We start from the raw sequence: 23,399 nt of genomic DNA, 5'->3' as shown, positions 1-23,399 counted from the left end.
GGCGATGCGGTATTCGGCCACGGTTGGCCGTAGGGTTGGGCCATGCGTGAGGCCTACCATGTCGAACTCGAACAGCTCGCCGACCACCTGGCGGGGATGTCGGTCCAGGTCGCCGACGCCATGGAGCGCGCCACGCGCGCCCTCCTGGAGGCCGACCTCAGTCTCGCCGAGCAGGTGATCAGCGACGACTCGAAGGTCGACGACGCCCGCGCCCAGTGCGAGGAGCAGGCGTACGCCCTGCTGGCCCTCCAGGCGCCGGTGGCGACCGATCTGCGCACGGTGCTCGCGGCGATCCACGCCGCCGAAAGCCTGGAGCGCATGGGCGACCTGGCGCTGCACGTCGCGAAGGCCGCCCGGCGCCGCCACCCGGAGCAGGTGCTGCCGGAGTCCGTGCGCCCGTACTTCGCCGAGATGGGCGAGGTGGCGGTCAAGCTGGCCCGCCAGGTCGAGCAGGTCATCCACTCCAAGGACGTCGAAGCGGCGAAGACGATCGAGTCCGACGACGACCAGGTGGACGACATCCACCGGCACCTGTTCACCGTCATCATGGACCGCGAATGGCCGTACGGCGTCGCCTCGGCGGTCGACGTGACGCTGCTGGGCCGGTTCTACGAGCGCTACGCCGACCACGCCGTCTCGGTCGCGAAGCGGATGATCTTCGTGGTCACCGGCAAGATGCCGGGCTACGGCACCGACGACGAAATCTGAGCGCTGCCAACGAAAAATGCCCCCGGCCGCGGCCGGGGGCATTTTCATTCCATTGAGGACTCAGCCGAAGCGGCCGGAAATGTAGTCCTCCGTGGCCTTTTCGTCCGGGTTGGAGAAGATCTTCTCCGTGTCGTTCAGTTCCACCAGCCGGCCGGGCTGGCCGACGCCGGCGAGGTTGAAGAACGCCGTCTGGTCGGAAACCCGGGCCGCCTGCTGCATGTTGTGCGTGACGATGACGATCGTGTAGTCCTTCTTCAGCTCACCGATCAGGTCCTCGATCGCCAGCGTGGAAATCGGGTCCAGGGCCGAGCACGGCTCGTCCATCAGCAGCACGTCCGGCTGGACCGCGATCGCCCGCGCGATGCACAGCCGCTGCTGCTGACCACCCGACAGCCCGCCGCCCGGCTTGTTGAGGCGGTCCTTGACCTCGTTCCAGAGGTTCGCGCCGCGCAGGGCGCGCTCGGCGATGTCGTCGAGGGTCTTCTTGCCCTTGGTGCCGCCCAGCTTCAGCCCGGCGACGACGTTGTCCTTGATGGACATCGTCGGGAACGGGTTGGGGCGCTGGAACACCATGCCGATCGTGCGGCGCACCTGGACCGGGTCGACGGACGACGCGTAGATGTCCTCGCCGTCGAGCAGCACCTGGCCGTCCACGCGGGCGCCGGGGATCACTTCGTGCATGCGGTTGAGCGTGCGCAGCACCGTCGACTTGCCGCAGCCCGACGGGCCGATGAACGCGGTGACGTTGCGCGGTGGCACCGACAGGGTGACGCCGTCCACGGCGTGGAACTTGCCGTAGTAGATGTCGACGTCCTTGACATCGATTCGCTTGGCCATCAGGAACAGCTCACTTCTTCTTCGGGGCGACGAGGCGCGCGAACACGGTGGCGAGGAGGTTGATCAGCGCGATGATGAGCACCAGGGTCAGTGCCGCGCCCCAGATCCGGTCGAAGCCGACCGAGCCGGGCTCCATCGAGTTGGTGACTCGTTCGTTGTTCATCACCAGCGGCAGCGCGGCCTGCTCGCCGCTGAAGATGTCCCAGTTGACGTAGGCCGAGTAGCCGACGAGCACCAGCAGCGGCGCCGTCTCGCCCATCACGCGCGCCAGCGCCATCATGATGCCGCCGATGATGCCCGACAGCGCCGTGGGCAGCACGATCTTCATGATCGTCTTCCACTTCGGCACGCCCAGCGCGTAGGACGCCTCGCGCAGGTCGTCCGGGACGATCCGCAGCATCTCTTCCGACGAGCGGACGACCACCGGGATCATCAGCAGCACCAGGGCCAGCGACACGGCGAAGCCGCTGCGCGGCAGGCCGAGCGTGGTGATCCAGAGCGCGTAGATGAACAGCGCGGCGACGATCGACGGGACACCGGAGAGGATGTCCACCATGAACGTCGTCACCTTGGCGAGCCGGCCGCGGCCGTACTCCACCAGGTAGATCGCGACCAGCATGCCGATCGGGACCGCGATGATCGCGCAGACGAGCCCCTGCAGCAGGCTGCCGATGACCGCGTGCAGCACACCGCCGCCGACCTCGTCGGAGAGGACGCTGCCGAAGTCCTGGGTCCACCAGTTGCTGTACGGGATGCGCTTGATGCCGTTCGCGATCACCGTGTAGAGCACCCACACCAGCGGGACGACGGCGATCAGGAACGACAGCCAGACCAGCGTGGTCGCGAGGCCGTTCTTGACCTTGCGGCCCAGGCCGACCTGCTGGAACGCGGGGGTCGACGCGGGCGCTTCGAGCGAGGAGGTGGTGGTCATGCTCAGTCCCCCTTCTTGGCGATGATGGACCGCGCGAAGAAGTTCACGACGAAGGTGAGCACGAACAGCACCAGGCCGGCCGCGATGTACGCACCGGCCGAGACCTCGTTGTTGAACTCGCTGTAGTTCGCGGCGATCTTCGACGCGAACGTCGACCCGCCGTCGAAGAGGCTCCAGTCGAAGTTGCGGCCCTGCGGGATCAGCAGGATGACGGCCAGCGCGATCGTCTCGCCCAGCGCGCGGCCGAGGCCGAGCATGGACGCGCCGACGTAGCCGGCCTTGCCGAACGGCAGGACCGTGGTGCGGATGACCTCCCACCGGGTGGCGCCGAGCGCCAGCGCGCCCTCGATGTGGGGGGTCGGCGTCCGCTCGAACACCTCGCGGGACAGGGACGTGATGATCGGCAGGATCATCACGGCCAGCACGATGCCGGCGGTGAAGATCGTGCCGCGCACGCTGGGCGCGACGTTGCCGGGCGCCAGCAGCGGGAACCACGAGAACGCGTCGTTGATCCACTGCGAGAACGGCTCGATCGCCGGGGCGAACACCAGGATGCCCCAGAGGCCGAAGATGATCGACGGCACCGCGGCGAGCAGGTCGACGACGTAGGCGAACGGCCGGGCCAGGCGCGGCGGCGCGTACTGGGTCAGGAACAGCGCGATGCCGAGCGAAACCGGCATCGCGATGACCAGCGCCACGAGCGACGTCGCCACGGTCACCTCGAGCAGGTCGAGGATGCCGAACGACATGTTCGCCGGGTCGCTGGTCGACCAGCCGTGGTTGGTCAGGAAGTTGCCCTTGTTCGCCTTCAGCGCCGGGATCGCCTGGATGAGCAGGAACAGCCCGATCAGGCCGATCAGGCCGACGACGAAGATCCCGGCCCCGGTGGTCAGGTTCTGGAAGATGCGGTCACCGGGCCGCACCTTCTTCGGTTTGTCGCTCGCGGGCGGCGCGGTGGCCGCCGGTGAGCCTGGTTGCTCCGAAATCGGGTCCTCCGGGGGCTTCGTGGCGGACGACGAACGCCCACCGGGGTCGCCGGTGGGCGTTCGCGCCGAGGATGACTCGCTCATCGACAGTTCTGTCCAGCCTGTATCACTCGGATGTCAGTTGCAACGCCCGGTCAGGAGATGGCCTTGACCGCGGTCAGGACCTTGGTCTGCAGCGACTGCGGGATCGGCACGTAGCCCTTGGCGGACAGCGGCTGCTGGCCCTCGGTCGCGGCCACCGTCAGGAACGCCTTGACGGCTTTCGCGACGTTCGCGTCCGCGTACTTCGAGCAGACGATCTCGTAGGTCGTCAGCAGCAGCGGGTAGGCGCCCGGGGTGTTGCTGGCGTAGATGCCGTTGAGGTCCAGCGCGAGGTCGTTCGTGCCGTCCTTGAGGAACTTCGCCGCGTCCAGGGACTTGGCCACGTTCGCCGCGGTCAGCTCGACACCGCCGGAGCCGCTGTCGATCAGGGCGGCGTTGAGGCCGTCCTTGGCGTAGGCGCCCTCGACGTAGGTGATCGCGCCGTCGGCGGCCTTCACCGCGCTGGCGACACCGTTCGACTTCTCCGCGCCGTTGCCGACACCGCCCTTGAACGCCTTGCCGTCGCCCTGGGTCCAGGCGCCCTTGGAAGCGGCCTTCAGGTACTTCTGGAAGTTGTCCGTGGTGCCCGACTCGTCGGAGCGGGAGACGACCTGGATCGGCTTGTCCGGCAGGGCGAGGCTCTCGTTGCCCTTGACCGCCTTGATGGCCGGGTCGTTCCAGTTCTTGATGCCACCGTTGAAGATCTTGGCGGTGACCTCGGGGGTCAGCACCAGCTTGTCCACGCCAGAGAGCTTGTAGGCGACCGCGATCGGGCCGACGACCAGCGGGAGGTTCCAGGCGTCGCTGCCGCACCGGGCCTTGGCAGCCGTCGCGTCGGCGTCCTTGATCGGGGAGTCCGAACCGCCGAAGTCGATCTGGTTGGCGTTGAACTGCTTCACGCCGGCGCCGGAACCGCTCGGGTTGTAGTTGACCTGCTGGCCCGCGCACTTCTTGGTGTACTGCTGCGTGAAGATTTGGATGGCGTTGGCCTGGGCGGACGAGCCTTCCGCGGACAGCGGGCTCTTGCCGCCGCACTCCACGTCGGCGGTCCCGGTCGCGGCGGGCGCCGACGCCGAGTTCGAGCTGCTGCTGTTGGACGCCGCGGGGTCAGTGCCACAGGCGGCGAGCACGAGAGCGGCGCTCGCCACGATGCCCACCGCGCTCAGGGGCCGCATGATCTTCACTGCTGTTTCCTCCATCAGGAGCTTGACCGGGTCGTCGCGGCGTGCTGCCGCGCCGGATCCGGACATTAGGCAGCCCCGGTGGACGGGTGCCCCTCTCCAGATGAACGCAAAGTGAACAGACCCCCGGGTGTGAGCAGTGCTACTACCCCGAGAGGCCGCCGTGTCCGGGCCGTGACCTGCGCGTATGCCGTCAGTGACGAAGTGCTCGCAGCGCGTCGACCGTGGTCACCGACCGTACTGGACGTCGGTTTCGTGACGGGCAAACCCGAGCTTGGTGTAGACCGCCAACGCCGGCGCGTTGTCGCCCTCGACGTACAGGATGATCTGCCGCAGCCCGCGGCTCGCGAGGTACCGCAGCCCGGCGAGCGTGAGCGCCCGCCCGAGCCCGCCGCCCTGCGCGGCCGGGTCGACGCCGACGACGTACACCTCGCCGACGCGCTCGCCGCCGAACCGGCCCGGCGTCGGCTCGTGCACCTTCGTCCAGTGGAAGCCGATGACCGTGCCCGCCTCTTCAGCGAGGAAGAAGCCGTCCGCGTCGAACCACGGCCGCCGTTCGTCGGCCCGGATGTCGTCGGCGGTCAGCGCGCCCTGCTCGGGGTGCCAGTCGAAGGCCCGCGCGTTGACCCGGACCACCGCGTCCTCGTCCTGGCCCGGCACGAACGTCCGCAGCGAGACGCCGTCGCGCAGCACCGGCTCCGGCCAAACCGCGCCTTCGACGTCGACGTGCAGGATCAGCAGCTCGCGCTTGCGCTCGAGGCCGGTCTTCACCGCCAGCTTCCGCGCGGCCGGGTGGTCGCCGTGGGCCCAGACGCGGAAGCCGACCGCGGCCCGCTCGTCGACCGCCTGCAGCAGCTTCGCGCCGTAGCCGCGATCGCGGTGGGCCGGGTGCACGAACAGCTCGGCGACCTGGTGCCCGAAGGAGTCGCCGGTGGTGTCGAGGTGGGCGTAGCCGACGACCTCGCCCTCGACGCAGGCGACGAGGTGCTCACCGCCGTCGAACTCGCCGGGCAGCGCGCCTTCGGGCTCGACCTCGGGCCGCCCGTCGGCTTCACGCACGGCCAGCAGCAGCCCCCGCACGTCCGCGAGCTGCTTTTCGTCCAGTTCCTGCCGCCACTCTCCGGTCACCCTGCGACCGTACCCGCGACAGAAGCAACGCGACGGTTGTCACCGCGTCCAGGTGAAGGTGGGGACGTCGTCAGTGAGCGAGTTCGGGGGTCTCGGCGGGCGCTTCGGCCTGGGCCGGCACCCCCGGGCGCGGGCCGCCGCCGCTCTTGGCCGGCCGCTCGAACTTGTAGCCGACGTTGCGCACGGTGCCGATCATCTGCTCGTGCTCGGGGCCGAGCTTGGCGCGCAGCCGCCGGACGTGCACGTCGACCGTGCGGGTGCCACCGAAGAAGTCGTAGCCCCAGACCTCCTGCAGCAGCTGGGCGCGGGTGAACACCCGGCCCGCGTGCTGCGCGAGGTACTTGAGCAGCTCGAACTCCTTGTAGGTGAGCTCGAGGGTGCGCTTGCGCAGGCGCGCGGTGTAGGTCGCCTCGTCGATCACCAGCTCGCCGACCCGCAGCTCGGCGTCGACCTGCGCGGAGCCGCCGTCGCGGGTCGTCACCAGCCGCAGCCGGGCGTCGACCTCGGCCGGGCCGGCGGTGGGGAGCAGGATGTCGTCGGTGCGCCACTCGGCGCTGACCGCCACGAGCCCGCCTTCGCCGACGACCGCGATGATCGGGGTGGCCGCCTCCTCCTCGCCGGTGCCCTTGAGCAGGCGGCAGAGGCTCTTCGCCGAGGCCAGGTCGCTGCGGGCGTCGAGCAGGATGACGTCACGGTGACCGGCGTCGAGCAGGGCCGTCACCTCGGGAGCGCGGACGCGTACGGTGTGCGGCAGCAGGTCCAGTGCGGGAAGCACCGAGGTGGCGTCGGCCTCCGCAGTCAGTACCAGAAGGTCCAGGCTCATCAGCCGCACCGCCTTCTCGAGTCGTCGCCGCACAGCGGCGTTGTTCGGTGCTAAGTGAGAATAGCGGCTGAACGGCCGGGCACCTAACCCTTGCTGGATCGATCACACCTGGAGGAATCCCGGTGTCCCCGACGAACAGGAGTACGGACGCGATGGTGAGCAGGCCCGTGACCCGGGACGACCGACCCGGACCGACGCCCGACGCCCGGCGTCGCGGCCGCCGCGCCCGGCGGTGGGTGATCGCACTGATCGTCCTGGTCCTGCTGCTGGTCGGTGCCGATTTCGGAGCCGCGGCCTACGCCGAGCACCTGATCTCGCAGAAGGCCCGCACGCAGCTGCAGCTGACCGACGACCCCTCGGTGACGATCCACGGTTTCCCGTTCCTCACGCAGGCGCTGGGCGGTGACTACAGTCACATCAGCGTGTCCGCCGCCGGCCTCCCGGTCGCGAACAAGCTGCAAGATGTCGCGGTCGACGCCGAGCTCGAGGACGTCAAGGCGCCGCTGTCCGACCTCGCCAACGGCAACACGAAGGCGATCACCATCGGGCAGCTGACCGGCTCGGTCACGATCAAGGCCGCCGACCTGGCGCGGCTGTCCCCGCTGGACAAGATCAAGGACCTGCGGATCGAGCCGTCGACCACCGAGTACGTCCAGAACGGCGACAGCGGGCAGAGCGAGCCGGCGCCGACCACGACGAAGACCACCGAGGGCCAGCCCGAGCAGGACGAGTCGAGCACCGGTGTCCGCATTTCGGGACACCTTCAGTTCGCGGGCAAGGATCTGGAAATCTTCTGTTTCGCGATGATCGAGGCCGACGCCGCCAAGGGAACGATCAACTTCCTCCCCAAGCGGCTGCAGTTCGGGAACGACCAGGAGACCACGGTCGTCCCGGCGGCGGTGCAGAAGGCGCTGATGCCGAACTTCAACGCGTCGCTCAGCACGAAGGACCTGCCGCTGTCGGTGACCCCGACCGGCGTGCGGGTGCAGAGCGGATCGGTGACGATCAAGGGCAAGGCGGCGAACGTGTCCTTCGCGGACCTGAGCAAGTAGGGAGCGGTGCGGTGACGGGGCTGTGGGTGCTCGTGGCGACGCTGGTGGCCGCCGCGGCCGTCGGCGCGCTGCTGAAGGCCCGCAACGGCCGGGTCCGGGCCGCCAGGCCCGCCGCCGCCCGCGAGCTGCCCGCGCCCGTCACCGACGTGCTCGACCCGGCGTCCGCGGTGACGCTGGTCCAGATCTCCACCACCTTCTGCGCGCCTTGCCGGCACGCGAAGGCCGTGCTCGCGCCCCTGGCCGAGCGGACGGACGGCCTGCACCACGTCGAGCTCGACGTGACGAACCAGCCGGAGGTCGCGCAGTCGCTGTCCGTGCTGCGGACGCCGACCACGATCGCGCTGACCCCGGACGGCCGGGAGCTCCTGCGCGTCGGCGGCGTCCCCAAGGGGCCCGAACTGCTGGACGCGCTGCGGCCGCATCTCACCAGTCGGACAGGCTGAGCAGGGGATTCTCCCGAAATTCGGGAATCGTCCCAAGGAATGAACGTGGTTCCCACCCTGAGGGAGCTCTGGGTACCCTCGCACCCGTGACCGGGCTGACCACCTTCTTGACGCAGCGACGCGCAGTCGACCTCTGCCGCGTCCGCAGCAGCCTGTGTCGCGTTCAGTCCGACCGGCACTGAACCGTCCGATCCGGTCCCCACCAGCCCTGATGCCGCTGACGCGTGCCGTTCGCACGCACCCTTTCCGCCCAGCTGGAGGATCCATGCCCGCCGGACCGGCCGTCGACCCGCGAGGCCCGCGGTTCGCCGCCATCCTGACCACGATCGTGCTCGCGGTCGTGCTGGTCACCGAGTGGTGGCCGCTGCTGGCCGTCCAGACCGTCGTGTTCGCCATCGGCGCGTTCGTCGGCCTGAAGCAGGCGCCGTACTCGATCGTCTACCGGGCACTGGTGGCCCCGCGCCTCGGCCCGACGTCGGAGCGTGAGGACGCGGCCCCGCTGCGGTTCGCGCAGGCCGTCGGATTCGTGTTCGCCCTGGTCGGCACGGTCGGATTCGCCGTCGGGATCACCCCGCTCGGCATCGTGGCGACGGCGTTCGCGCTGTTCGCGGCCTTCCTCAACGCGGCCTTCGACTTCTGCCTGGGCTGCGAAATGTACTTGCTGATCAAACGCTTCACCCCCGCCCGCGCGTCCTAGAAGTTCAACCCCAGAAAGAGAGTTCTGTTCACATGAGCCGTGAAGACGTCCTGGTCACCACCCAGTGGGCCGAGGAGAACCTGGACACCCCCGGCGTCGTGTTCGCCGAGGTCGACGAGGACACCACCGCCTACGACGCCGGCCACATCCGGGGCGCGGTGAAGTTCGACTGGCGGAAGGACCTGCAGGACGGGGTGCGCCGCGACTTCGTCTCCAAGGAGGGCTTCGAGAAGCTCCTCTCGGAGAAGGGCATCTCCAACGACGACCTGGTGATCCTCTACGGCGGCAACAACAACTGGTTCGCCGCGTACGCGTACTGGTACTTCAAGCTGTACGGCCACGAGAAGGTCAAGCTGCTCGACGGCGGCCGCAAGAAGTGGGAGCTCGACGGCCGCGAGCTGAACTCCGACGAGGTCAAGCGCGACACCACCGACTACAAGGCGCAGGACCAGGACCTGTCGCTGCGCGCGTTCCGCGACGAGGTCGTCCAGTCGATCGGGTCGAAGAACTTCGTCGACGTGCGCTCGCCCGACGAGTTCTCCGGCAAGCTGCTCGCGCCGGCGCACCTGCCGCAGGAGCAGTCCCAGGTGCCCGGGCACATCCCCGGCGCGCTGAACGTGCCGTGGGCGAAGGTCGCCAACGAGGACGGCACCTTCAAGACCGAGGAAGAGATCAAGGAGCTGTACAAGGACGAGGGCATCGACGAGGGCAAGGGCACCATCGCCTACTGCCGCATCGGCGAGCGCTCCTCGATCGCGTGGTTCGCGCTCCACGAGCTGCTGGGCTACGAGGACGTGAAGAACTACGACGGTTCATGGACGGAATACGGCTCGCTCGTCGGCGTGCCGGTCGAGTTGGGAGCCAAGTGATGGCGGTTGACGACAGCTGCGGCGCACCGGTCCAGGAGGCCACGCCGGCGGACTTCGACACGCGCGGGCAGGTCGTGCTCGCCGGCAAGGTGACCGGAGCGAACGGGCCGGTCGGCGGCGCGTTCGTCCGGCTCCTGGACGGCGGCGGCGACTTCACCGGCGAGGTCGTCTCGTCGGCCGACGGCGACTTCCGCTTCTACGCGGCGCCGGGCGAGTGGACGGTGCGCGCGCTGCACCGCACCGGCAACGGCGAGGCGTCCGTGACCGCGGAGGGCCCCGGCCTGCACCAGCTGGCCATCTCGGTCGCCTGAGTCCCGTTCCACCCGCGAAGGCCTTCCTGCTCCGGCAGGGAGGCCTTCGCGGCGTTTCCGGGTGGGTGACTGTGCTCACCGCACCGACCCTGCGCAGGGCCGTTCCGGGTGGGGCGGACTATTCTGCGGGGCGTGGAAGCCTTCTTTACGACTCTGCTGGTCCTCGCCGGCATCGCGATCACCTGGTTCGCCGTGTACGTCGTCTACCGGCTGTACGCGGACCAGCGCTGACCCATGACCGCCAGCGGCGACGAAGCCATCGTGGCAGCGGAGAGGCGCGCGGAGAGCACCCGCTCGCGCAACCTCCCGCTGTGGGACGACCTGCCCATCCCCAACGACACCGCGAACCTGCGCGAGGGGCCGAACCTCAACGACGCCTGCCTCGCGCTGCTGCCGCTCGTCGGCGTCTGGCGCGGTGAGGGCGAGGTCGACTACCCGACCATCGACGGCCCACGCAAGTTCGCGCAGCAGCTGACGATCTCCCACGACGGCCGTCCGTTCCTGATCCACGAGTCCCGGGCGTGGCTGCTGGACGACGACGGCAACGTCATCCGCCCCGCGGCCCGCGAGTCCGGGTTCTGGCGGCCGCAGGCGGACGACACGATCGAGCTGCTGCTGACGCACAACACCGGCATCGTCGAGCTGTACTACGGCAAGCCGCGCAACCAGACGTCCTGGGAGCTCGGCACCGACGCGGTGATCCGCACGGCCACGGCCAAGGACGTCACCGCGGCCCAGCGCCTGTACGGCCTGATCGAAGGTTCCCTCGGTTACGTCGAGGAGCGGGCGATGGTGGGCCAGGAGATGCAGCCGCACACCTCGGCGCTGCTGCACCGCGTCGCCGGCTGACGCCGTGCGGTGGCGGCGGTGCGGCGAGGACGCCGCCCTGCTCGACTGCGACTCGCTGGAGCAGATGCGGGCCGCCCACGCGACCGTGCTCGCCGCGCGCCCGCCCGGGGTCGTCGACCTCGTTCCGGGCGCGCGCAGCCTGCTGGTCGTCGGCGGCGTCGTGGCCGTGCGGGCCTTGCTCGACGCCGCCGATCTCACGCACCCGCCCTCGGCCGAGCCGCGCGAAGTGACCCTCGACGTCCGCTACGACGGCGAGGACCTTTCCCTGATCGCCGCCGACGCCGGGGTTTCGCCCGAGGCCGTCGTCTCGATGCACGCCGAAGCGGTCTACACGGTCGCGTTCACCGGCTTCGCGCCCGGCTTCGGCTACCTGACCGGGCTTCCGCCGCAGCTCCGGCAGCCTCGTTTGGAGTCGCCGCGGACCCGCGTCCCGGCCGGGTCGGTGGGGATCGCCGGCGAGTTCACCGGCGTCTACCCGCGCGAGTCACCGGGCGGCTGGCGGCTGCTCGGGCACACGTCGGCGACGCTGTTCGACCCCCACGCCGACCCGCCCGCGTTGTTCGCACCCGGGGACCGCGTGCGCTTCCGGAGTATCCGGTGAGGAGCCTGGAAGTGCTCGATCCCGGGCGGTACGCGCTGGTCGAGGACCTCGGCCGGCCCGGGTACGCCCACCTCGGGGTCGCGCCGTCGGGAGCACTCGACCGGCCGTCGCTGCGGCTGGCGAACCGGCTCGCCGGCAACCCCGAGGACGCGGCCGGGATCGAAGCCCTGTTCGGCGGCCTCTCCGTGCGGTTCACGGCCACGGTGACGGCGGCGGTCACCGGCCCGGCGGTCGACGTCCGGGTCGACGGCCGTCCCGCCGGGTCCCACACGCCGCTGGCGGTCCGCGCGGGGCAGACGCTGACGCTGGGCACGCCTTCCGCGGGCCTGCGCTGCTACCTGGCCGTCTCCGGGGGCATCGCGGTGGAGCCGGTGCTGGGCAGCCGGTCCCGGGACGTCCTCTCCGGCATCGGCCCGGAGCCGTTGCGCGCCGGAGACGTCCTGCCGCTCGGCGAGCCCGGGATCCCCACCGGTGCGGACGTCGTCGTGCCTGCTCGGGCGCCGTCCGAGCTCGTGGTGCCCGTGACGCTCGGTCCGCGCGACGACTGGTTCGAGGACCCCGCCGGCGGCCTCTCGGCGGGGTGGACGGTCACGGCCGAGTCGAACCGGGTCGGCCTGCGCCTGGCCGGGACGCCGCTGCGCCGGGCCGTCGACGGCGAGCTGCCCAGCGAGGGCGTCGTCACCGGCGCGATCCAGGTGCCCCCGAGCGGGCTGCCGGTGGTGTTCCTCGCCGATCACCCGACCACCGGCGGCTACCCCGTCGCAGCCGTCGTGAAAGCGGCCGCGCTGGGCGCCCTCGCGCAGGCTCGGCCGGGTACCCGAATCCGCTTCCGGCCTTCCTGAGCAAGGCGTACCGCCGCGCGGGTGAGACCCGGATCACCCGGTGCACCCGTCCGGGTAGGGGCTGGAACCATGTCGCGCCGCCACCCGTCCTCATAAGCGTGGAACAGGTGACGATCAGCGGTGGCACGGGTTTCCTCGACGTGAACGCGCGGGCGCGGGCGGAGCTGCCGCAGTCGCTGCGGATCGCGCTGGCCACCGGGCAGCTGCGCCGTCCGCTGGCCACCACCCTCGGGCCGGTGCTCGACCTGCTCGTCGACGGCGACTACCGGGTGAGCGGCCCGGAACGGCTGCCGGACGGCAGGCAGCTCACGCCGACCGACGCCTGGCCGCCGTCGGACGAGGCCCGCGTGGGCTACTACCGGACGGCCATCCGCACCGGGCACCGGCCGGTCGCGGTGGTGCTGGCCGACGGCGAACGCGAGCTGATCATCGACGGGCACCACAAGATCGCCGCCTACCGCGCCGAAGAGGTCGCTCCCGCCGTCGTCCGGATCAGCCAGGGTCAGGCGTATTCGGCTTCGTAGGCCGCGACGAGCTCGCCGTACACCGCCGCGGAGTCGGGCAGCCGCTCGCCGTCGAGCGTGTGCACCCGGGTCAGCTTGCGGACGCTGGAGGCCATGAACACGCCGTCACCCTCGACGAGGTCACGCACGGTCAGCGGCTCCACCTTGACCGCCCAGCCCGCCTTCTCGGCGCCGCGGAACAGCGCGGCCTGGGTGGTGCCCGGCAGGATCCCGATGCTCGACGGCGGCGTGTAGAGGGTCCGCCCCTTGGCGAGCACGACGGTCGACGTCGGCCCCTCGAAGATCGATCCGTCGGCCGCGGTGAAAATCACATCTTCGGCACCGCGACGGCCCGCCTCCCGCACGGCGGCCATGTTCATCGCGTACGAAAGCGGCTTCGCGCCGAGCAGCAGCCACGGCGCGCGCTCGGCGAGATCCGGCGGGAAACCGCGTTCGAGGGTGATCGCGGCGACACCTTCGGCACGCGCCTTGATGATCGACGGCGCGACCTCCGAACCCAGCGCGAAGCCGGTCGGCGCCGCGGCCGGGTCGGCTTCGGATCCCCTCGTGTACACGAGTTTCAGCACCATTTCCGCGCCGCCGGCCCACCGTTCGAGCACCATCGAAACGACCCGTTCCCAGGCCGCGAGGTCCGGCTCGGGGAGGTCGAGCATGGCCGCCGAACGGGCCAGCCGCTCGAGGTGCGGCCGGAGTTCGCGGGGCTTGCCGTCGACGACGAGGATCGTCTCGAAGACGCCGTCGCCGCGCATCAGCCCGAGGTCGTCGACCTTGATCTGGGCCACATCGGGGTCGGCCGGGGTTCCGTCGAGGAAGACGAGGACGCGCATGCGGCCACGGTACTCACCTAGGCTGAGGGTCATGCCGTACCGCTCGCCGCTGCTGGACGTGCCCGGATCGATCCCACCGCCTGACGACCACCCCGAAGCCGGCGTCCCCTGGCACTGGGGAGACCCCTTCGCGGAGCAGCGCACGGCCTCGCGCAGCGTGGTCGTGATCGACCGCTCGCACCGCGAGTTCCTCGCCGTGACCGGCGAAGAACGGCTGTCCTGGCTGCACCTGGTCATCTCGCAGCACGTGACCGGGCTGGCCGAGGGGTCCGGCACCGAGGCGCTGGTCCTCGACAGCCAGGGCCGTGTCGAAACGCACATGGTGCTCGCGCACCTCGACGGCACGGTGTACCTCGACAGCGACCCGGCCCCGCGCGTCACCAGCGCGCTGCCCAAGGGCGGCCCCCAGACGCTGCGCGAGTACCTCGAGGCGATGAAGTTCTGGTCCAAGGTGGACATCCGGGACGCGACGGACGAACTGGCGCTGCTCACCGTGCTTGGCCCGGACGCCGAACGCGTGCTGAGCGCGGTCGGCGCCGAAGTCGGCCCCGAGCCGTACGCCGTGGCGGCGCTGCCGGGTGGCGGCTTCGCGCGGCGGATGCCGTGGCCGGGCCGGTGGAGCGTCGACCTGGCGGTGCCGCGCGCGGCGCTGGCGGACTGGTGGAAGAAGCTCACGGACGCGGGCGCGCGAGCGGCGGGCAGCTGGGTGTTCGACGCCCTGCGCGTCGAGTCGGTGCGGCCGCGGCTGGGCGTCGACACCGACGACCGCACCATCCCGCACGAGGTGGGCTGGGTCGGCTCGGCCGCACACGTCGCGAAGGGCTGCTACCGCGGCCAGGAAACGGTGTCGAAAGTCCACAACGTGGGACGTCCGCCGCGGAACCTGTTGTTGCTGCACCTCGACGGTTCGCCCGAGGTCACCCCGGAGACCGGCGACCCGGTGCTGCTGGACGGCCGGACGGTCGGCCGGATCGGCACGGTGATCCAGCACCACGAGCTCGGTCCGATCGCGTTGGCGCTGGTCAAGCGCTCGACGCCGGTGGGCGCGGAGCTGCTGGCGGGCGCGGAGGACAACCTCGTCCAGGCGGCCATCGACCCCGACTCCGTGCCCTCGGAACAGCCCGCGCCGGGGCGTGCGGCAGCGGCGCAACTCCGTGGCTGAACGAAAGCCCCTGACAGCGAGATCACGCTCAACCGGGATAAACTGCGCTGTGATCGAAGTGCGGCCCGGTGGCAGGCGGCGGATCGACCGCGTGCTCGGCCCGGGGTACCTCAGCGGCCTGGGTGAACTGCCGCTGAACGTGCTGCGCGAGCGGCGTGACGAAGCCGCGCAGGAAGAGACCGACCTGTCCTACCTGCGCCGCCTCCTGCACGCCCGGATCGACATCGTGCGCGCGGAGCAGGCCCGGCGCAGTTCCGGCGGCGAAGCGAGCATTGTCGACCAGCTGGCGACGATCCTGGCGGACAACGCACTGGGCCCGGCGGCGGGCTCGGGCCGTCACCAGCAGCTGGAGCCGTCCCGCGCCGGCGAGCACCGGCGCCACGCGGAAGCCCTGATCGGCGACACGGACCTGACCGACGTCGAGTCCCTGTCGGACGAGAAGCTCGCCTCCGCTTTGGACACGTACGCGCGCGAAGAGCTGTCGGTGTCGTCGTTCCGCCGCGAAGTGCAAGGCGTGATGGACACGCTGAACGCCGAGATCGCGAAGCGCTACCAGCAGGGATCGGCCACAGTGGACGAGCTGCTGGAGAACGAGGGCGGCCGCGCCGAGTGACCAACCCCGTGCTCGCCGAAGTCGTCCGGTCCGGCTTCGTCGAAAGCGTCCACCGGGGCGCGTTGGTGATCACCGGCCCGGAGGGTGCTGTCCGGCTGGCCCTGGGAGACGTGGTCTCGCCGGTGTACCCGCGGTCGTCGAACAAGCCGCTGCAGGCGGTCGGGATGCTGCGCGCGGGGCTGGACTTCACGGGCGAGGACCTGGCGCTGGCGTGCGCGTCGCATTCGGGCGAGCCCGGGCACGTGAAGCGGGTCCTGGAGCTGCTCTCGTCCGCCGGCCTGAGCGAGACCGACTTGGCGTGCCCGCCGGACTTCCCGCTGCACGTCCCGAGCATGCGCGACGCGGCCGAGCCGCGCCGGGTGATGATGAACTGTTCGGGCAAGCACACGGCCATGCTGACGACGTGCGTCCGGGCGGGCTGGCCGGTCTCGGGCTACACCTCGCCGGATCACCCGCTGCAGCAGTCGCTCGCTGCTGCTGTTTCATCGCTGACGGGCGAGCCGATCGCCCACACGGGTGTCGACGGGTGCGGCGCGCCCCTGTTCGCGTTTTCCCTGACGGGGCTGGCCCGCGCGTTCGGCCGGATCGCCGCCGCTGCCGAAGGTCCTTCGGCGGAGGTGGCTTCGGCGATGCGCGCGCACCCGTGGCTGGTGGCGGGGACGGGCCGCGAGGACACGGCGTTGATGTCCGGTGTGGAGGGTCTGGTCGCCAAGGCGGGCGCGGAGGGAGTCCAGGCGTTCGCACTACCGGACGGGTTCGCGGTGGCGATGAAGATGGACGACGGCGCGAAGCGGGCTTGCGCACCGCTGGCGGTTTCGGCCCTCCGGTACCTCGGGGTGGACGTATCGAGCCTCGAGAACCTGGCGCGGCCGACGGTATCCGGCGGCGGGCAGCCGGTGGGCGAGATCCGGGTACCGGAGCTGCGCTGACAGGCGGCCCGCGAGGCGTGCGCCCAGCGGATCAAACCCCGCTGCTGATCGGGCCCGGTCGCCTGCCGACCAAGCCCCCGCGCGCAGGCACCCCATGGCTGATCGCGGCAGGCCCGCCTGCTGTATCGAAACCGCGCACCGGCAGCCGCGGTGGGGGCGCGAGAGGGCCGGTGAGCTGCGCGTGCGTGACTGAGCAGGCCCCCGTTTTCCACGCTACCGGCAAGCACCGACAGTTCCGGGCCGGACGGCTGCCCGGACCGGCCGGTTGTCCACTAGTTGGCGCGCTCGCGGGCGGCCACGTCGCCCCAGAACTCGCGCAGGTCGGAGAACAGCTCGGCCAGCTCCTCGACGTTGCCCGAGCGCAGGGCGTCCAGGATGTCGTGCACCTCGTCCGCGGTGTTGTCGGCCTCCAGGACCGGGTCCGTGAACAGCTGCACCAGGCCGCCGTAGTCGAGCTCGACCACCGAGTGCTCGTCGAAGTTGTCCAGCCAGCGGCGCGTCTCGAACAGCACGCGGCCCGGCCCGGAGTCGCCGAACGTCTGCTCCAGCAGCTCGCCGGCCTCGCGGGCGCGGTGCTGCGCGTCGGCGAGGGTCGCGCGCCAGGACAGCTCGCGCCGCGGGTCGGCGCGGCCGTCGCCGAGCACCAGGCGCCGCTCTTCCGGCTCGATCAGGACGAACCACGGCAGCGGCACCGTCCAGGTCGTCGACAACGTGTGCGCCGCCGACGTGCTCAGGTCCACCATCGCCGACTTCGTCCGGGCCCGGATCGTCTCCTGGGTGAAGCCACCTTCGTCGAGGACGACGTTCTTCAGCGCGGGGTGGGCGTCGCCGAGGAAGGTGACCAGTGCGGCCGCCGACCGCGCCCGCAGCTCCAGCGGGCAGACGAGCGGGCCGTGCTCGGCCTTGCCGCCCGGCACTTCCGCGGGGTCCAGCACCAGGACGTCGGTCAGCAGGCTCGGCGCCGGACGGCCGTCGGCGAGCTCGGCGGGCAGCAGCCGCCGCGGCGCCGCCACCTGTGACTTGAGCCACATGGCCTGCTCGCGCGCCCCCGCGTCCGTCCGCCTCAGCTTGGCCGCCGCGACGGCCGCACGCAGCCGCTCGTCCGGCGGATCGCCCAGGGCGAGCAGGGGTTCGTACACCCGCAGGTAAGCCACGAAGGGACGGAGCACGGGTAGATCGTGGCACGTCTACCTGCACCGATCGCCACCGACCGGCCGGTAACCGGTGTCCGGCGAACACTGTCGCGACCGGCACACCGTGCCACGTCGCATCGACCCCCCCGGACACGGTACGGTGTGAGCAGGAAAGAATTGTCGAGACGATGCGGGGCCGCCGATTCCCCCGGCCGCCCCGCCCCTGTGCGAGGGGGTCGAGCCATGGGGCGCGGCCGGGCTAAGGCCAAGCAGACGAAGGTGGCGCGTGAGCTCAAGTACAGCTCGCACGAGACCGACTTCGATGCTTTGCAGCGCGAGCTGTCGAGTAACTCCTCCAGTGACAACCACCACGAGGACCCTGCCGACAGCCGGTATGAAGACCCGTACGACGACGGGTACGACGAGTACCGTCGTTGAGCACGCGTAACCGCGCGAGGGCGTAGCCGGGCACCACCCGGCGACCGCCCTCGCGCGCTGCGTGCTGCCCTCGGGTTGCGCCCACAGGCGCGCGGGCTGCGGATCGATGAAGGAGTGAGCCGGTGGTAAGTCGGGTTGGAGTCGTCGGGGCGGGCCTCATGGGGTCCGGCATCGCCGAGGTGCACGCGCGGTCCGGGTTGGACGTCGTGATCACCGAGGTGAACCAGCCGGCGCTCGACGCGGGCAGGGCACGCATCGAGAAGTCGCTGCAACGCGGCGTCAAGAGCGGCAAGCTGACCACCGAAGACGCCGACGCCGCCCTCGCCCGGATCCGGTTCACCACGGACATCGCCGAGTTCGCCGACCGCGAACTGGTCGTCGAGGCGATCCTCGAGCAGGAACAGGCGAAGGTCGACGTCTTCCGCCAGCTGGACAAGATCGTCGAGGCCGAGGACGCGCTGTTCGCGTCCAACACGTCGTCGATCCCGATCATGAAGCTGGGCATGGCCACGGGCCGGCCGCAGCAGGTGGTCGGCATCCACTTCTTCAACCCCGTGCCGGTGCTGCCGCTGGTGGAGCTGGTGCCCTCGCTGCTGACCAGCGAGGAGACGGCCCGCCGCGCGGAGGAGCACGCGACAACGGCGCTGGGCAAGACCGTGATCCGCTCGCAGGACCGCGCCGGCTTCATCGTGAACTCGCTGCTGGTGCCGTACCTGCTTTCGGCGATCCGCATGATCGAGTCGGGCTTCGCGTCGGCCGAGGACATCGACCGCGGCATGGAGCTGGGCACGGCCCACCCGATGGGCCCGCTGCGGCTGTCCGACCTGATCGGGCTGGACACGGTCAAGGCCATCGCGGACTCGATGTACGCGGAGTTCAAGGAGCCGCTGTACTCGTCACCGCCGCTGCTGCTGCGCATGGTGGACGCGGGTCTCCTCGGCAAGAAGACGGGCCGCGGCTTCTACTCCTACGGCTGACGGGCTGCCGGCCGGTCGAAGGTCACGGGCGCGTCGAACGCCGCCCGCCTCGCGGCGCGCCGCAGTACGGCCAGAACGGCGGGCCCCAGCAGCACGATGGCGACGGCGTTCGTGATCGCGCGGCCGGTGTCCCAGCCGAGGGTCGACGTCAGGACGGTGTAGACGGCGAACCGGCGCAGGTTTTCCGCCGGCGGCGCACCGGGCACGAAGCCGAGCTGCGTGCTGTCCCCGGCGAGGAACGGCCACGACCACAGGCTCATCAGCATGCCGAAGAAGTAGGCCGCGAAGACGCCGTAGCCGACCAGCATCGCGATCTCGGCTTTGCCGCGCGGTTTTCGTGGCAGCAGGCCGGCCCCGAGCCCGATCAGCGACGACGCCAGCATCTGGAACGGCAACCACGGCCCGACCCCGGCGGTGAGCAGCGCGCTGGTGAACAGGGACGTGGAGCCGAGCACGAAGCCGAACCCGGGGCCGAAGACACGGCCGGCGAGGACGAGCAGGAAGAAAACCAGCTCGATCCCGCCGGTGCCCGCGCCGAGTGGCCGGAGCCCGGCGTTGACGGCCGAGAGCACGCCGAGGAGAGCGAGCGCTTTGGCGTCGATGCCCCCACGGGAAAGCTCGGCCAGGACGACGAGGATCAGCACCGGCAGGGTCGCCATGAAGACGAAGGGGGCATCGGCGGTGTGCGCGGCCGCGGTCGGCTGCGGGTGCGCGAAGAGCGGCCAGCAGAACATGGCCAGCCCGAGGAGGCTCGCGATGGTGAGAACCAACGCGGGCCGCGGGGCCAGCCGAACGGCACGGGGCGGCGAGCCGAGGAAGTCGGTCATACCGGGGTCACCTCCCCTGGCACCCGGTCGCACGGGCGCGCCCCGGCGGGCATGGCCGCTCGGTGCGGGCAGGCGAGGAGGCTCGCGACGGTGAAAACCAACACGGGCCGCGGGGCCAGCCGAACGGCACGGGGCGGCGGGCCGGGGAAATCGGTCATACCGGAGTCACCTCCGCCGGCACCCGGTCGCACAGGCGCGCCCCGACGAGCATGGCCGCTCGGTGCAGGCAGGCGCCGATACGCTCGGGGCCCGCCTGGAGACGCAGGTCGGCGCCGGTGTGGGCCCCCCGCCCCGCCCCCTCCCCACCCTCCCCGTTCTCATGCCAGTGCCTCCGCTACCTCGTCCACCGTCAGCCACCGCTCCGGGGCGAGGATCTTCGCCACCTGCGGGGCGAACGCCGGCGAGGCGACGACCACCTCCTTCGTCGGGCCGTCCGCCACCACCTCGCCCTCGGCCATGACCACCACGCGGTCGGCCACCGCTGCCACGAACTCGACGTCGTGGGTGGCCAGCACTACCGCGTGGCCCTGCGAGGCCAGCTCTCGCAGGGTCGCCGCGAAGCGCCTTTTCGCGTGGTAGTCGAGGCCGCGGGTCGGCTCGTCGAGCAGGACCAGCGGTGGGGCCGACGCCAGCTGGATCGCCAGCACCAACGCCAGTCGCTGCCCTTCCGAGAGGTCGCCGGGGTGCGCTTCACCGGCGACTCCCGGAGCGAGCCTGTCCAGCAGGGCCCGGGCCGTTCCCGCCGCCACCTGCGACTCGGTGTCCGCCTGTGCGCACTCGGCGTCCACCGAATCGAGGTACAGCAGGTCGGCCGGGGTTTGCGGGACCAGGCCGACGCGCTGACGGGCCGCTCGTGGCTTGAGTGATGCCGGGTCCGCGCCACCGACGTCGACCTTCCCCGCCGACCTCGGGCCGCTGCCCTGCACCGCCCAGAGAAGCGACGACTTGCCGGAGCCGTTGCGTCCCATCAGCGCGACTACCTCGCCCGGTCCGACACGCAGGCTCACCCCGCGTACCGCCAGGACATCTCCGTATCGGACCACCACCCCTCTCACGTCCAGTGCCGAACCGGTCACCGAGAGACTACGACCCACCACCGACAATTTCTGAAGCCGAGCGCGCAGCGGCCCGGCGACCCGCCGCGCGTCCCGGACCGAAAGCGGCAGCGGCGACCAGCCCGCCAGCCGCCCGAGCTCGGCGATCGGGGGCGCGATCGACGACGTCGCCAGGATCTCGGCCGGCGGTCCCGACCGGACCGAGCCGTCGCCCGGCAGGTACAGCAGCCGGTCCGCGTACTGGGCCACCCGCTCCATCCGGTGCTCCGCGACGATCACCGTCGTGCCCAGGTCGTGCACCAGCCGGGTGATCGCGGCGAGCACGTCCTCGGCGGCCGTCGGGTCCAGCGCCGACGTCGGCTCGTCCAGCACGACCACCGAAGGGTGCGCCGTCAGCACCGAGCCGATGGCGACCCGCTGCTGCTGCCCGCCCGACAGCGTCCGAAGTGGACGGTTGCGCAGGTCCGCGATGCCCAGCAGGTCCAGGGTTTCCTCGACGCGCTTGCGCATGACGTCCGGCGGCACCGCCAGCTGCTCCATCGCGTACGCGAGTTCTTCCTCGACGGTGTCCGTCACGAACCCGGCGAGCGGGTCCTGCCCGATGACGCCGACGACCGAAGCCAGCTCCCGCGGCGGGTGCAGAGCCGTGTCGAGACCACCGACGACGACGCGGCCGGACAGCCGACCGCCGGTGAAGTGCGGGACGAGACCGTTGAGCGCGCCGAGGAACGTCGACTTCCCCGCCCCCGTCGGGCCGGCGACCAGGCACAACTCGCCCTCTTCGACCTGCAGCGTCACGTCCGACAGCACCGGGCGCGCGGCGTCCGGGTAGGTCACCGTGACCTGCGAAAACTCGATCATCGGACGACCTCCGGGACGCGGGGTGCGAGGAACGCCGGCAGCACCGCCACCAGCACGGACAACGCGTGCACCCAGGAAACCTCCGGCCAGCGCAGCGGGCTCAGCGAAGGGAACAGCCGTCCCGGGTCGATCCGCGCGGTCGCGAACAGCAGCGCGCACGCCCCGACGCCAGCCGCGACGACCAGCGTCTCCGGCCGGCCCCACGGGTCCGGCCGGTACGCCGTCCGCCGAACCCTGCGCCCGCCGAGGACGAAGCCGACGACCGCCACGCCCAGCCCGGCCGCCAGCAACAGCACGCCGAGCCAGGACGACGTCCCGTCGAGCACGCCGTAGACGCCGACGCAGACACCGACCAGCCCGGCCAGGACGCAGGACGCGATCAGCGCCCGCAGCCCGAAGCTCAGGTACGCCCGGCGGCCGTAGCCCCGGGAGTCCATCGCGGCCGCCAGCCGCAGCGATCGGTCCATCGCGTCCGCCAGCACGGGCACCACGATGCCCTTCACCGCCCGCAGCCCGCGAATCCGGCCCGCCCGCAGCCGGCGGGCCCGCCGCACGCGCTGCACGCTCTCGACGAGCTGCGGGGCGACCGTGAGCGCCACCGTCACCGCCGTCCCGACCTCGTACAACGCTCCCGGAACCGCCTTGAGCAGGCGTTTCGGGTTGGCCAGTGCGTTCGCCGCGCCGACGCAGACGACCATCGTCGCCAGCCGCAACCCGTCGTAGAAGCCGCCCAGCAGCGCCTCCGCCGACACCGGCCCGAACAGGGACAACCCGGCGGCGAGCGGGATGCGCGGCAGCGTGAACAGCACGTGCCCGCCGTCGTCACCGCCGATGAGGATCCGGAACAGCACCCGGGAGGCGACGATCAGCGCGCCGACGTAGACGTACAGCCGGAACGCCAGCGCCCAGGGCGCGTCACTCCGGCGGTTCGCCACGACGAACCCGGCGACCGCGATGATCAGGCCGAGCAACAGCGGGTTCGTCGTCCGGCTGGCGGCGACGGCCAGCGCGAGCGCCCAGGCCCACCAGGCGCCGGGGTGCAGCGCCCTACTGCGCACGCCGACGCCGCCGGCGCGACGCGACGAACACGCCCGCGCCACCGAGCACCAGGACCACGGCGGCACCGATCACGAAGCCCCACGGGAATCCGACGTCGCCGGCCTTCGAGACGTCCGGGACAGCCGTCCCGGTCTGCCGGACCGGCGGCACGCGCGGCGGCGCCGGCAGGTCGTTCGCCGACTTCGGCCGCGCGAACGCCCACCCCTCGAACCCACCCGGCGCCGGCTTCGCCGTCTGGGCGCCTTCCTGGCTCGACGTCCAGCTGCCTCCGGCGGAGGAGTGCCAGTAGCTCCAGTACGCCGTCGCCGACGGCATCCCGGCGCAGGACTCGACGTCCGGGCCCGGCTTGCCGTTGATCCGGCAGGCCACCGCGAGGCCGTACTTCTGCGAACCGGCCACCTCGATCCCGGCCTCCTGCAGGGCGGCGATGCCGTTCGCGGGCGTGCCGGCGGCGCAGCGGACCAGCGACCCGGGCCCGAGGTCGCCGAAGTCGACGACCACCGTCACGCCGCCGCCCTCCGGGCAAGCCCCGTCGGTTCCCGTCGCCGACGCCGGTGCGGCGCCCAGGAAAGCGGCGCCGAACAGAAGAGCGCAAACAACGGCGAAACGGGAGGCGATCATGCAAGAACCTTAACCAGCCCGGACGCGGTTCCGG

The 23,399-nt window shown here is 71.2% G+C and carries 27 protein-coding genes; 15 read left to right on the top strand and 12 right to left on the bottom strand.

Annotated elements, in window-relative coordinates; translation table 11 throughout:
• Positions 1–42: 42 nt before the first annotated feature.
• The gene (gene phoU, locus ACWED2_RS19270) at positions 43–708 is read left to right on the top strand and encodes a phosphate signaling complex protein PhoU (protein ID WP_449691842.1); all 666 of its coding nucleotides are present in this window, start codon (positions 43–45) and stop codon (positions 706–708) included.
• 60 nt (positions 709–768) lie between these two features.
• Here the strand turns inward: phoU and pstB are convergent, their stop codons facing one another.
• The 6 genes from pstB to ACWED2_RS19240 all read right to left on the bottom strand — a co-directional run bounded on the left by pstB (position 769) and on the right by ACWED2_RS19240 (position 6,675).
• Entirely contained in the window at positions 769–1,545 is a 777-nt protein-coding gene (pstB, locus tag ACWED2_RS19265) for a phosphate ABC transporter ATP-binding protein PstB (protein WP_125308653.1), read from the bottom strand.
• A gap of 10 nt (positions 1,546–1,555) precedes the next feature.
• A complete protein-coding gene (gene pstA / locus ACWED2_RS19260; RefSeq protein WP_449691841.1) occupies positions 1,556–2,476 on the bottom strand; it encodes a phosphate ABC transporter permease PstA in 921 nt (306 codons plus the stop codon).
• A 2-nt stretch (positions 2,477–2,478) separates the two neighbouring features.
• A complete protein-coding gene (pstC, locus tag ACWED2_RS19255) occupies positions 2,479–3,399 on the bottom strand; it encodes a phosphate ABC transporter permease subunit PstC (RefSeq protein ID WP_449691953.1) in 921 nt (306 codons plus the stop codon).
• 197 nt (positions 3,400–3,596) lie between these two features.
• Positions 3,597–4,727, bottom strand: coding sequence for a phosphate ABC transporter substrate-binding protein PstS (gene pstS, locus ACWED2_RS19250; RefSeq protein ID WP_449691840.1), 1,131 nt, complete (start codon positions 4,725–4,727; stop codon positions 3,597–3,599).
• 225 nt (positions 4,728–4,952) lie between these two features.
• Positions 4,953–5,852, bottom strand: coding sequence for a mycothiol synthase (gene mshD, locus ACWED2_RS19245; RefSeq protein WP_449691839.1), 900 nt, complete (start codon positions 5,850–5,852; stop codon positions 4,953–4,955).
• 70 nt (positions 5,853–5,922) lie between these two features.
• Positions 5,923–6,675 (bottom strand): response regulator transcription factor, encoded by a 753-nt coding sequence (locus ACWED2_RS19240; protein ID WP_449691838.1) that lies wholly within the window; start codon positions 6,673–6,675, stop codon positions 5,923–5,925.
• Between the two features lie 152 nt (positions 6,676–6,827).
• Between ACWED2_RS19240 and ACWED2_RS19235 the strand changes: the two genes are divergently transcribed.
• The 9 genes from ACWED2_RS19235 (at position 6,828) to ACWED2_RS19195 (ending at position 12,863) form a co-directional block, all read left to right on the top strand.
• Complete coding sequence (locus ACWED2_RS19235) at positions 6,828–7,727, top strand: LmeA family phospholipid-binding protein (RefSeq protein WP_449691837.1); 900 nt, start codon at positions 6,828–6,830, stop codon at positions 7,725–7,727.
• Between the two features lie 11 nt (positions 7,728–7,738).
• Entirely contained in the window at positions 7,739–8,170 is a 432-nt protein-coding gene (locus ACWED2_RS19230; protein WP_449691836.1) for a TlpA family protein disulfide reductase, read from the top strand.
• Positions 8,171–8,435: 265 nt separating this feature from the next.
• Positions 8,436–8,867: a DUF4395 domain-containing protein gene (locus tag ACWED2_RS19225; protein WP_449691835.1), complete on the top strand. Its 432-nt coding sequence runs from the start codon at positions 8,436–8,438 to the stop codon at positions 8,865–8,867.
• 32 nt (positions 8,868–8,899) lie between these two features.
• On the top strand, positions 8,900–9,736 hold the full coding sequence (locus tag ACWED2_RS19220; RefSeq protein ID WP_449662393.1) for a sulfurtransferase: 837 nt from the start codon (positions 8,900–8,902) through the stop codon (positions 9,734–9,736).
• Positions 9,736–10,047 carry a DUF1416 domain-containing protein gene (locus ACWED2_RS19215; RefSeq protein ID WP_449691834.1) on the top strand — a complete coding sequence of 104 codons (312 nt, stop codon included), beginning with the start codon at positions 9,736–9,738 and terminating at the stop codon, positions 10,045–10,047. The genes ACWED2_RS19220 and ACWED2_RS19215 overlap by 1 nt, the downstream gene beginning before the upstream one ends.
• 234 nt (positions 10,048–10,281) lie before the next feature.
• Positions 10,282–10,896 (top strand): FABP family protein, encoded by a 615-nt coding sequence (locus tag ACWED2_RS19210; protein WP_043775837.1) that lies wholly within the window; start codon positions 10,282–10,284, stop codon positions 10,894–10,896.
• A 4-nt stretch (positions 10,897–10,900) separates the two neighbouring features.
• Positions 10,901–11,497 carry a 5-oxoprolinase subunit PxpB gene (gene pxpB, locus ACWED2_RS19205; protein WP_449691833.1) on the top strand — a complete coding sequence of 199 codons (597 nt, stop codon included), beginning with the start codon at positions 10,901–10,903 and terminating at the stop codon, positions 11,495–11,497.
• On the top strand, positions 11,494–12,339 hold the full coding sequence (locus ACWED2_RS19200; protein WP_449691832.1) for a 5-oxoprolinase subunit C family protein: 846 nt from the start codon (positions 11,494–11,496) through the stop codon (positions 12,337–12,339). The genes pxpB and ACWED2_RS19200 overlap by 4 nt, the downstream gene beginning before the upstream one ends.
• 98 nt (positions 12,340–12,437) lie before the next feature.
• Positions 12,438–12,863: a hypothetical protein gene (locus ACWED2_RS19195; RefSeq protein ID WP_449691831.1), complete on the top strand. Its 426-nt coding sequence runs from the start codon at positions 12,438–12,440 to the stop codon at positions 12,861–12,863.
• Here the strand turns inward: ACWED2_RS19195 and ACWED2_RS19190 are convergent.
• Complete coding sequence (locus ACWED2_RS19190; protein ID WP_449691830.1) at positions 12,842–13,690, bottom strand: aminodeoxychorismate lyase; 849 nt, start codon at positions 13,688–13,690, stop codon at positions 12,842–12,844. The genes ACWED2_RS19195 and ACWED2_RS19190 overlap by 22 nt on opposite strands.
• A 31-nt stretch (positions 13,691–13,721) precedes the next feature.
• Between ACWED2_RS19190 and ygfZ the strand changes: the two genes are divergently transcribed.
• The 3 genes from ygfZ to ACWED2_RS19175 are packed head-to-tail and all read left to right on the top strand — an operon-like array spanning position 13,722 to position 16,394.
• Positions 13,722–14,852, top strand: a complete 1,131-nt coding sequence (ygfZ, locus tag ACWED2_RS19185; RefSeq protein ID WP_449691829.1) for a CAF17-like 4Fe-4S cluster assembly/insertion protein YgfZ — start codon at positions 13,722–13,724, stop codon at positions 14,850–14,852.
• Positions 14,853–14,901: 49 nt separating this feature from the next.
• Complete coding sequence (locus ACWED2_RS19180; RefSeq protein ID WP_449691828.1) at positions 14,902–15,465, top strand: RsiG family protein; 564 nt, start codon at positions 14,902–14,904, stop codon at positions 15,463–15,465.
• Positions 15,462–16,394 (top strand): asparaginase, encoded by a 933-nt coding sequence (locus ACWED2_RS19175; RefSeq protein WP_449691827.1) that lies wholly within the window; start codon positions 15,462–15,464, stop codon positions 16,392–16,394. The genes ACWED2_RS19180 and ACWED2_RS19175 overlap by 4 nt, the downstream gene beginning before the upstream one ends.
• A 272-nt stretch (positions 16,395–16,666) precedes the next feature.
• On the opposite strand, the gene ACWED2_RS19170 is transcribed toward ACWED2_RS19175, so the two are convergent.
• On the bottom strand, positions 16,667–17,563 hold the full coding sequence (locus tag ACWED2_RS19170) for a hypothetical protein (protein WP_449691826.1): 897 nt from the start codon (positions 17,561–17,563) through the stop codon (positions 16,667–16,669).
• Positions 17,564–17,770: 207 nt separating this feature from the next.
• On the opposite strand from ACWED2_RS19170, the gene ACWED2_RS19165 reads away from it, so the two are divergent.
• Entirely contained in the window at positions 17,771–17,965 is a 195-nt protein-coding gene (locus tag ACWED2_RS19165) for a DUF3073 domain-containing protein (RefSeq protein WP_003056942.1), read from the top strand.
• A gap of 122 nt (positions 17,966–18,087) precedes the next feature.
• Entirely contained in the window at positions 18,088–18,942 is an 855-nt protein-coding gene (locus ACWED2_RS19160; protein WP_449691825.1) for a 3-hydroxybutyryl-CoA dehydrogenase, read from the top strand.
• Here the strand turns inward: ACWED2_RS19160 and ACWED2_RS19155 are convergent.
• The 4 genes from ACWED2_RS19155 to ACWED2_RS19140 form a co-directional block, all read right to left on the bottom strand.
• Positions 18,933–19,769, bottom strand: a complete 837-nt coding sequence (locus tag ACWED2_RS19155) for an ECF transporter S component (protein ID WP_449691824.1) — start codon at positions 19,767–19,769, stop codon at positions 18,933–18,935. The genes ACWED2_RS19160 and ACWED2_RS19155 overlap by 10 nt on opposite strands.
• Before the next feature lie 317 nt (positions 19,770–20,086).
• Positions 20,087–21,685 (bottom strand): ABC transporter ATP-binding protein, encoded by a 1,599-nt coding sequence (locus ACWED2_RS19150; protein ID WP_449691823.1) that lies wholly within the window; start codon positions 21,683–21,685, stop codon positions 20,087–20,089.
• Positions 21,682–22,743: a CbiQ family ECF transporter T component gene (locus tag ACWED2_RS19145; protein ID WP_449691822.1), complete on the bottom strand. Its 1,062-nt coding sequence runs from the start codon at positions 22,741–22,743 to the stop codon at positions 21,682–21,684. The genes ACWED2_RS19150 and ACWED2_RS19145 overlap by 4 nt, the downstream gene beginning before the upstream one ends.
• Positions 22,733–23,365, bottom strand: coding sequence for a hypothetical protein (locus ACWED2_RS19140; protein WP_449691821.1), 633 nt, complete (start codon positions 23,363–23,365; stop codon positions 22,733–22,735). Before ACWED2_RS19140 ends, ACWED2_RS19145 begins: the two co-directional genes overlap by 11 nt.
• Between the last annotated feature and the right edge of the window lie 34 nt (positions 23,366–23,399).

The organism is Amycolatopsis sp. NPDC005003 (assembly GCF_053600695.1).
Note: the sequence above shows the minus strand (reverse complement) of the source record. Positions and strands in the feature narration are given on the sequence as shown.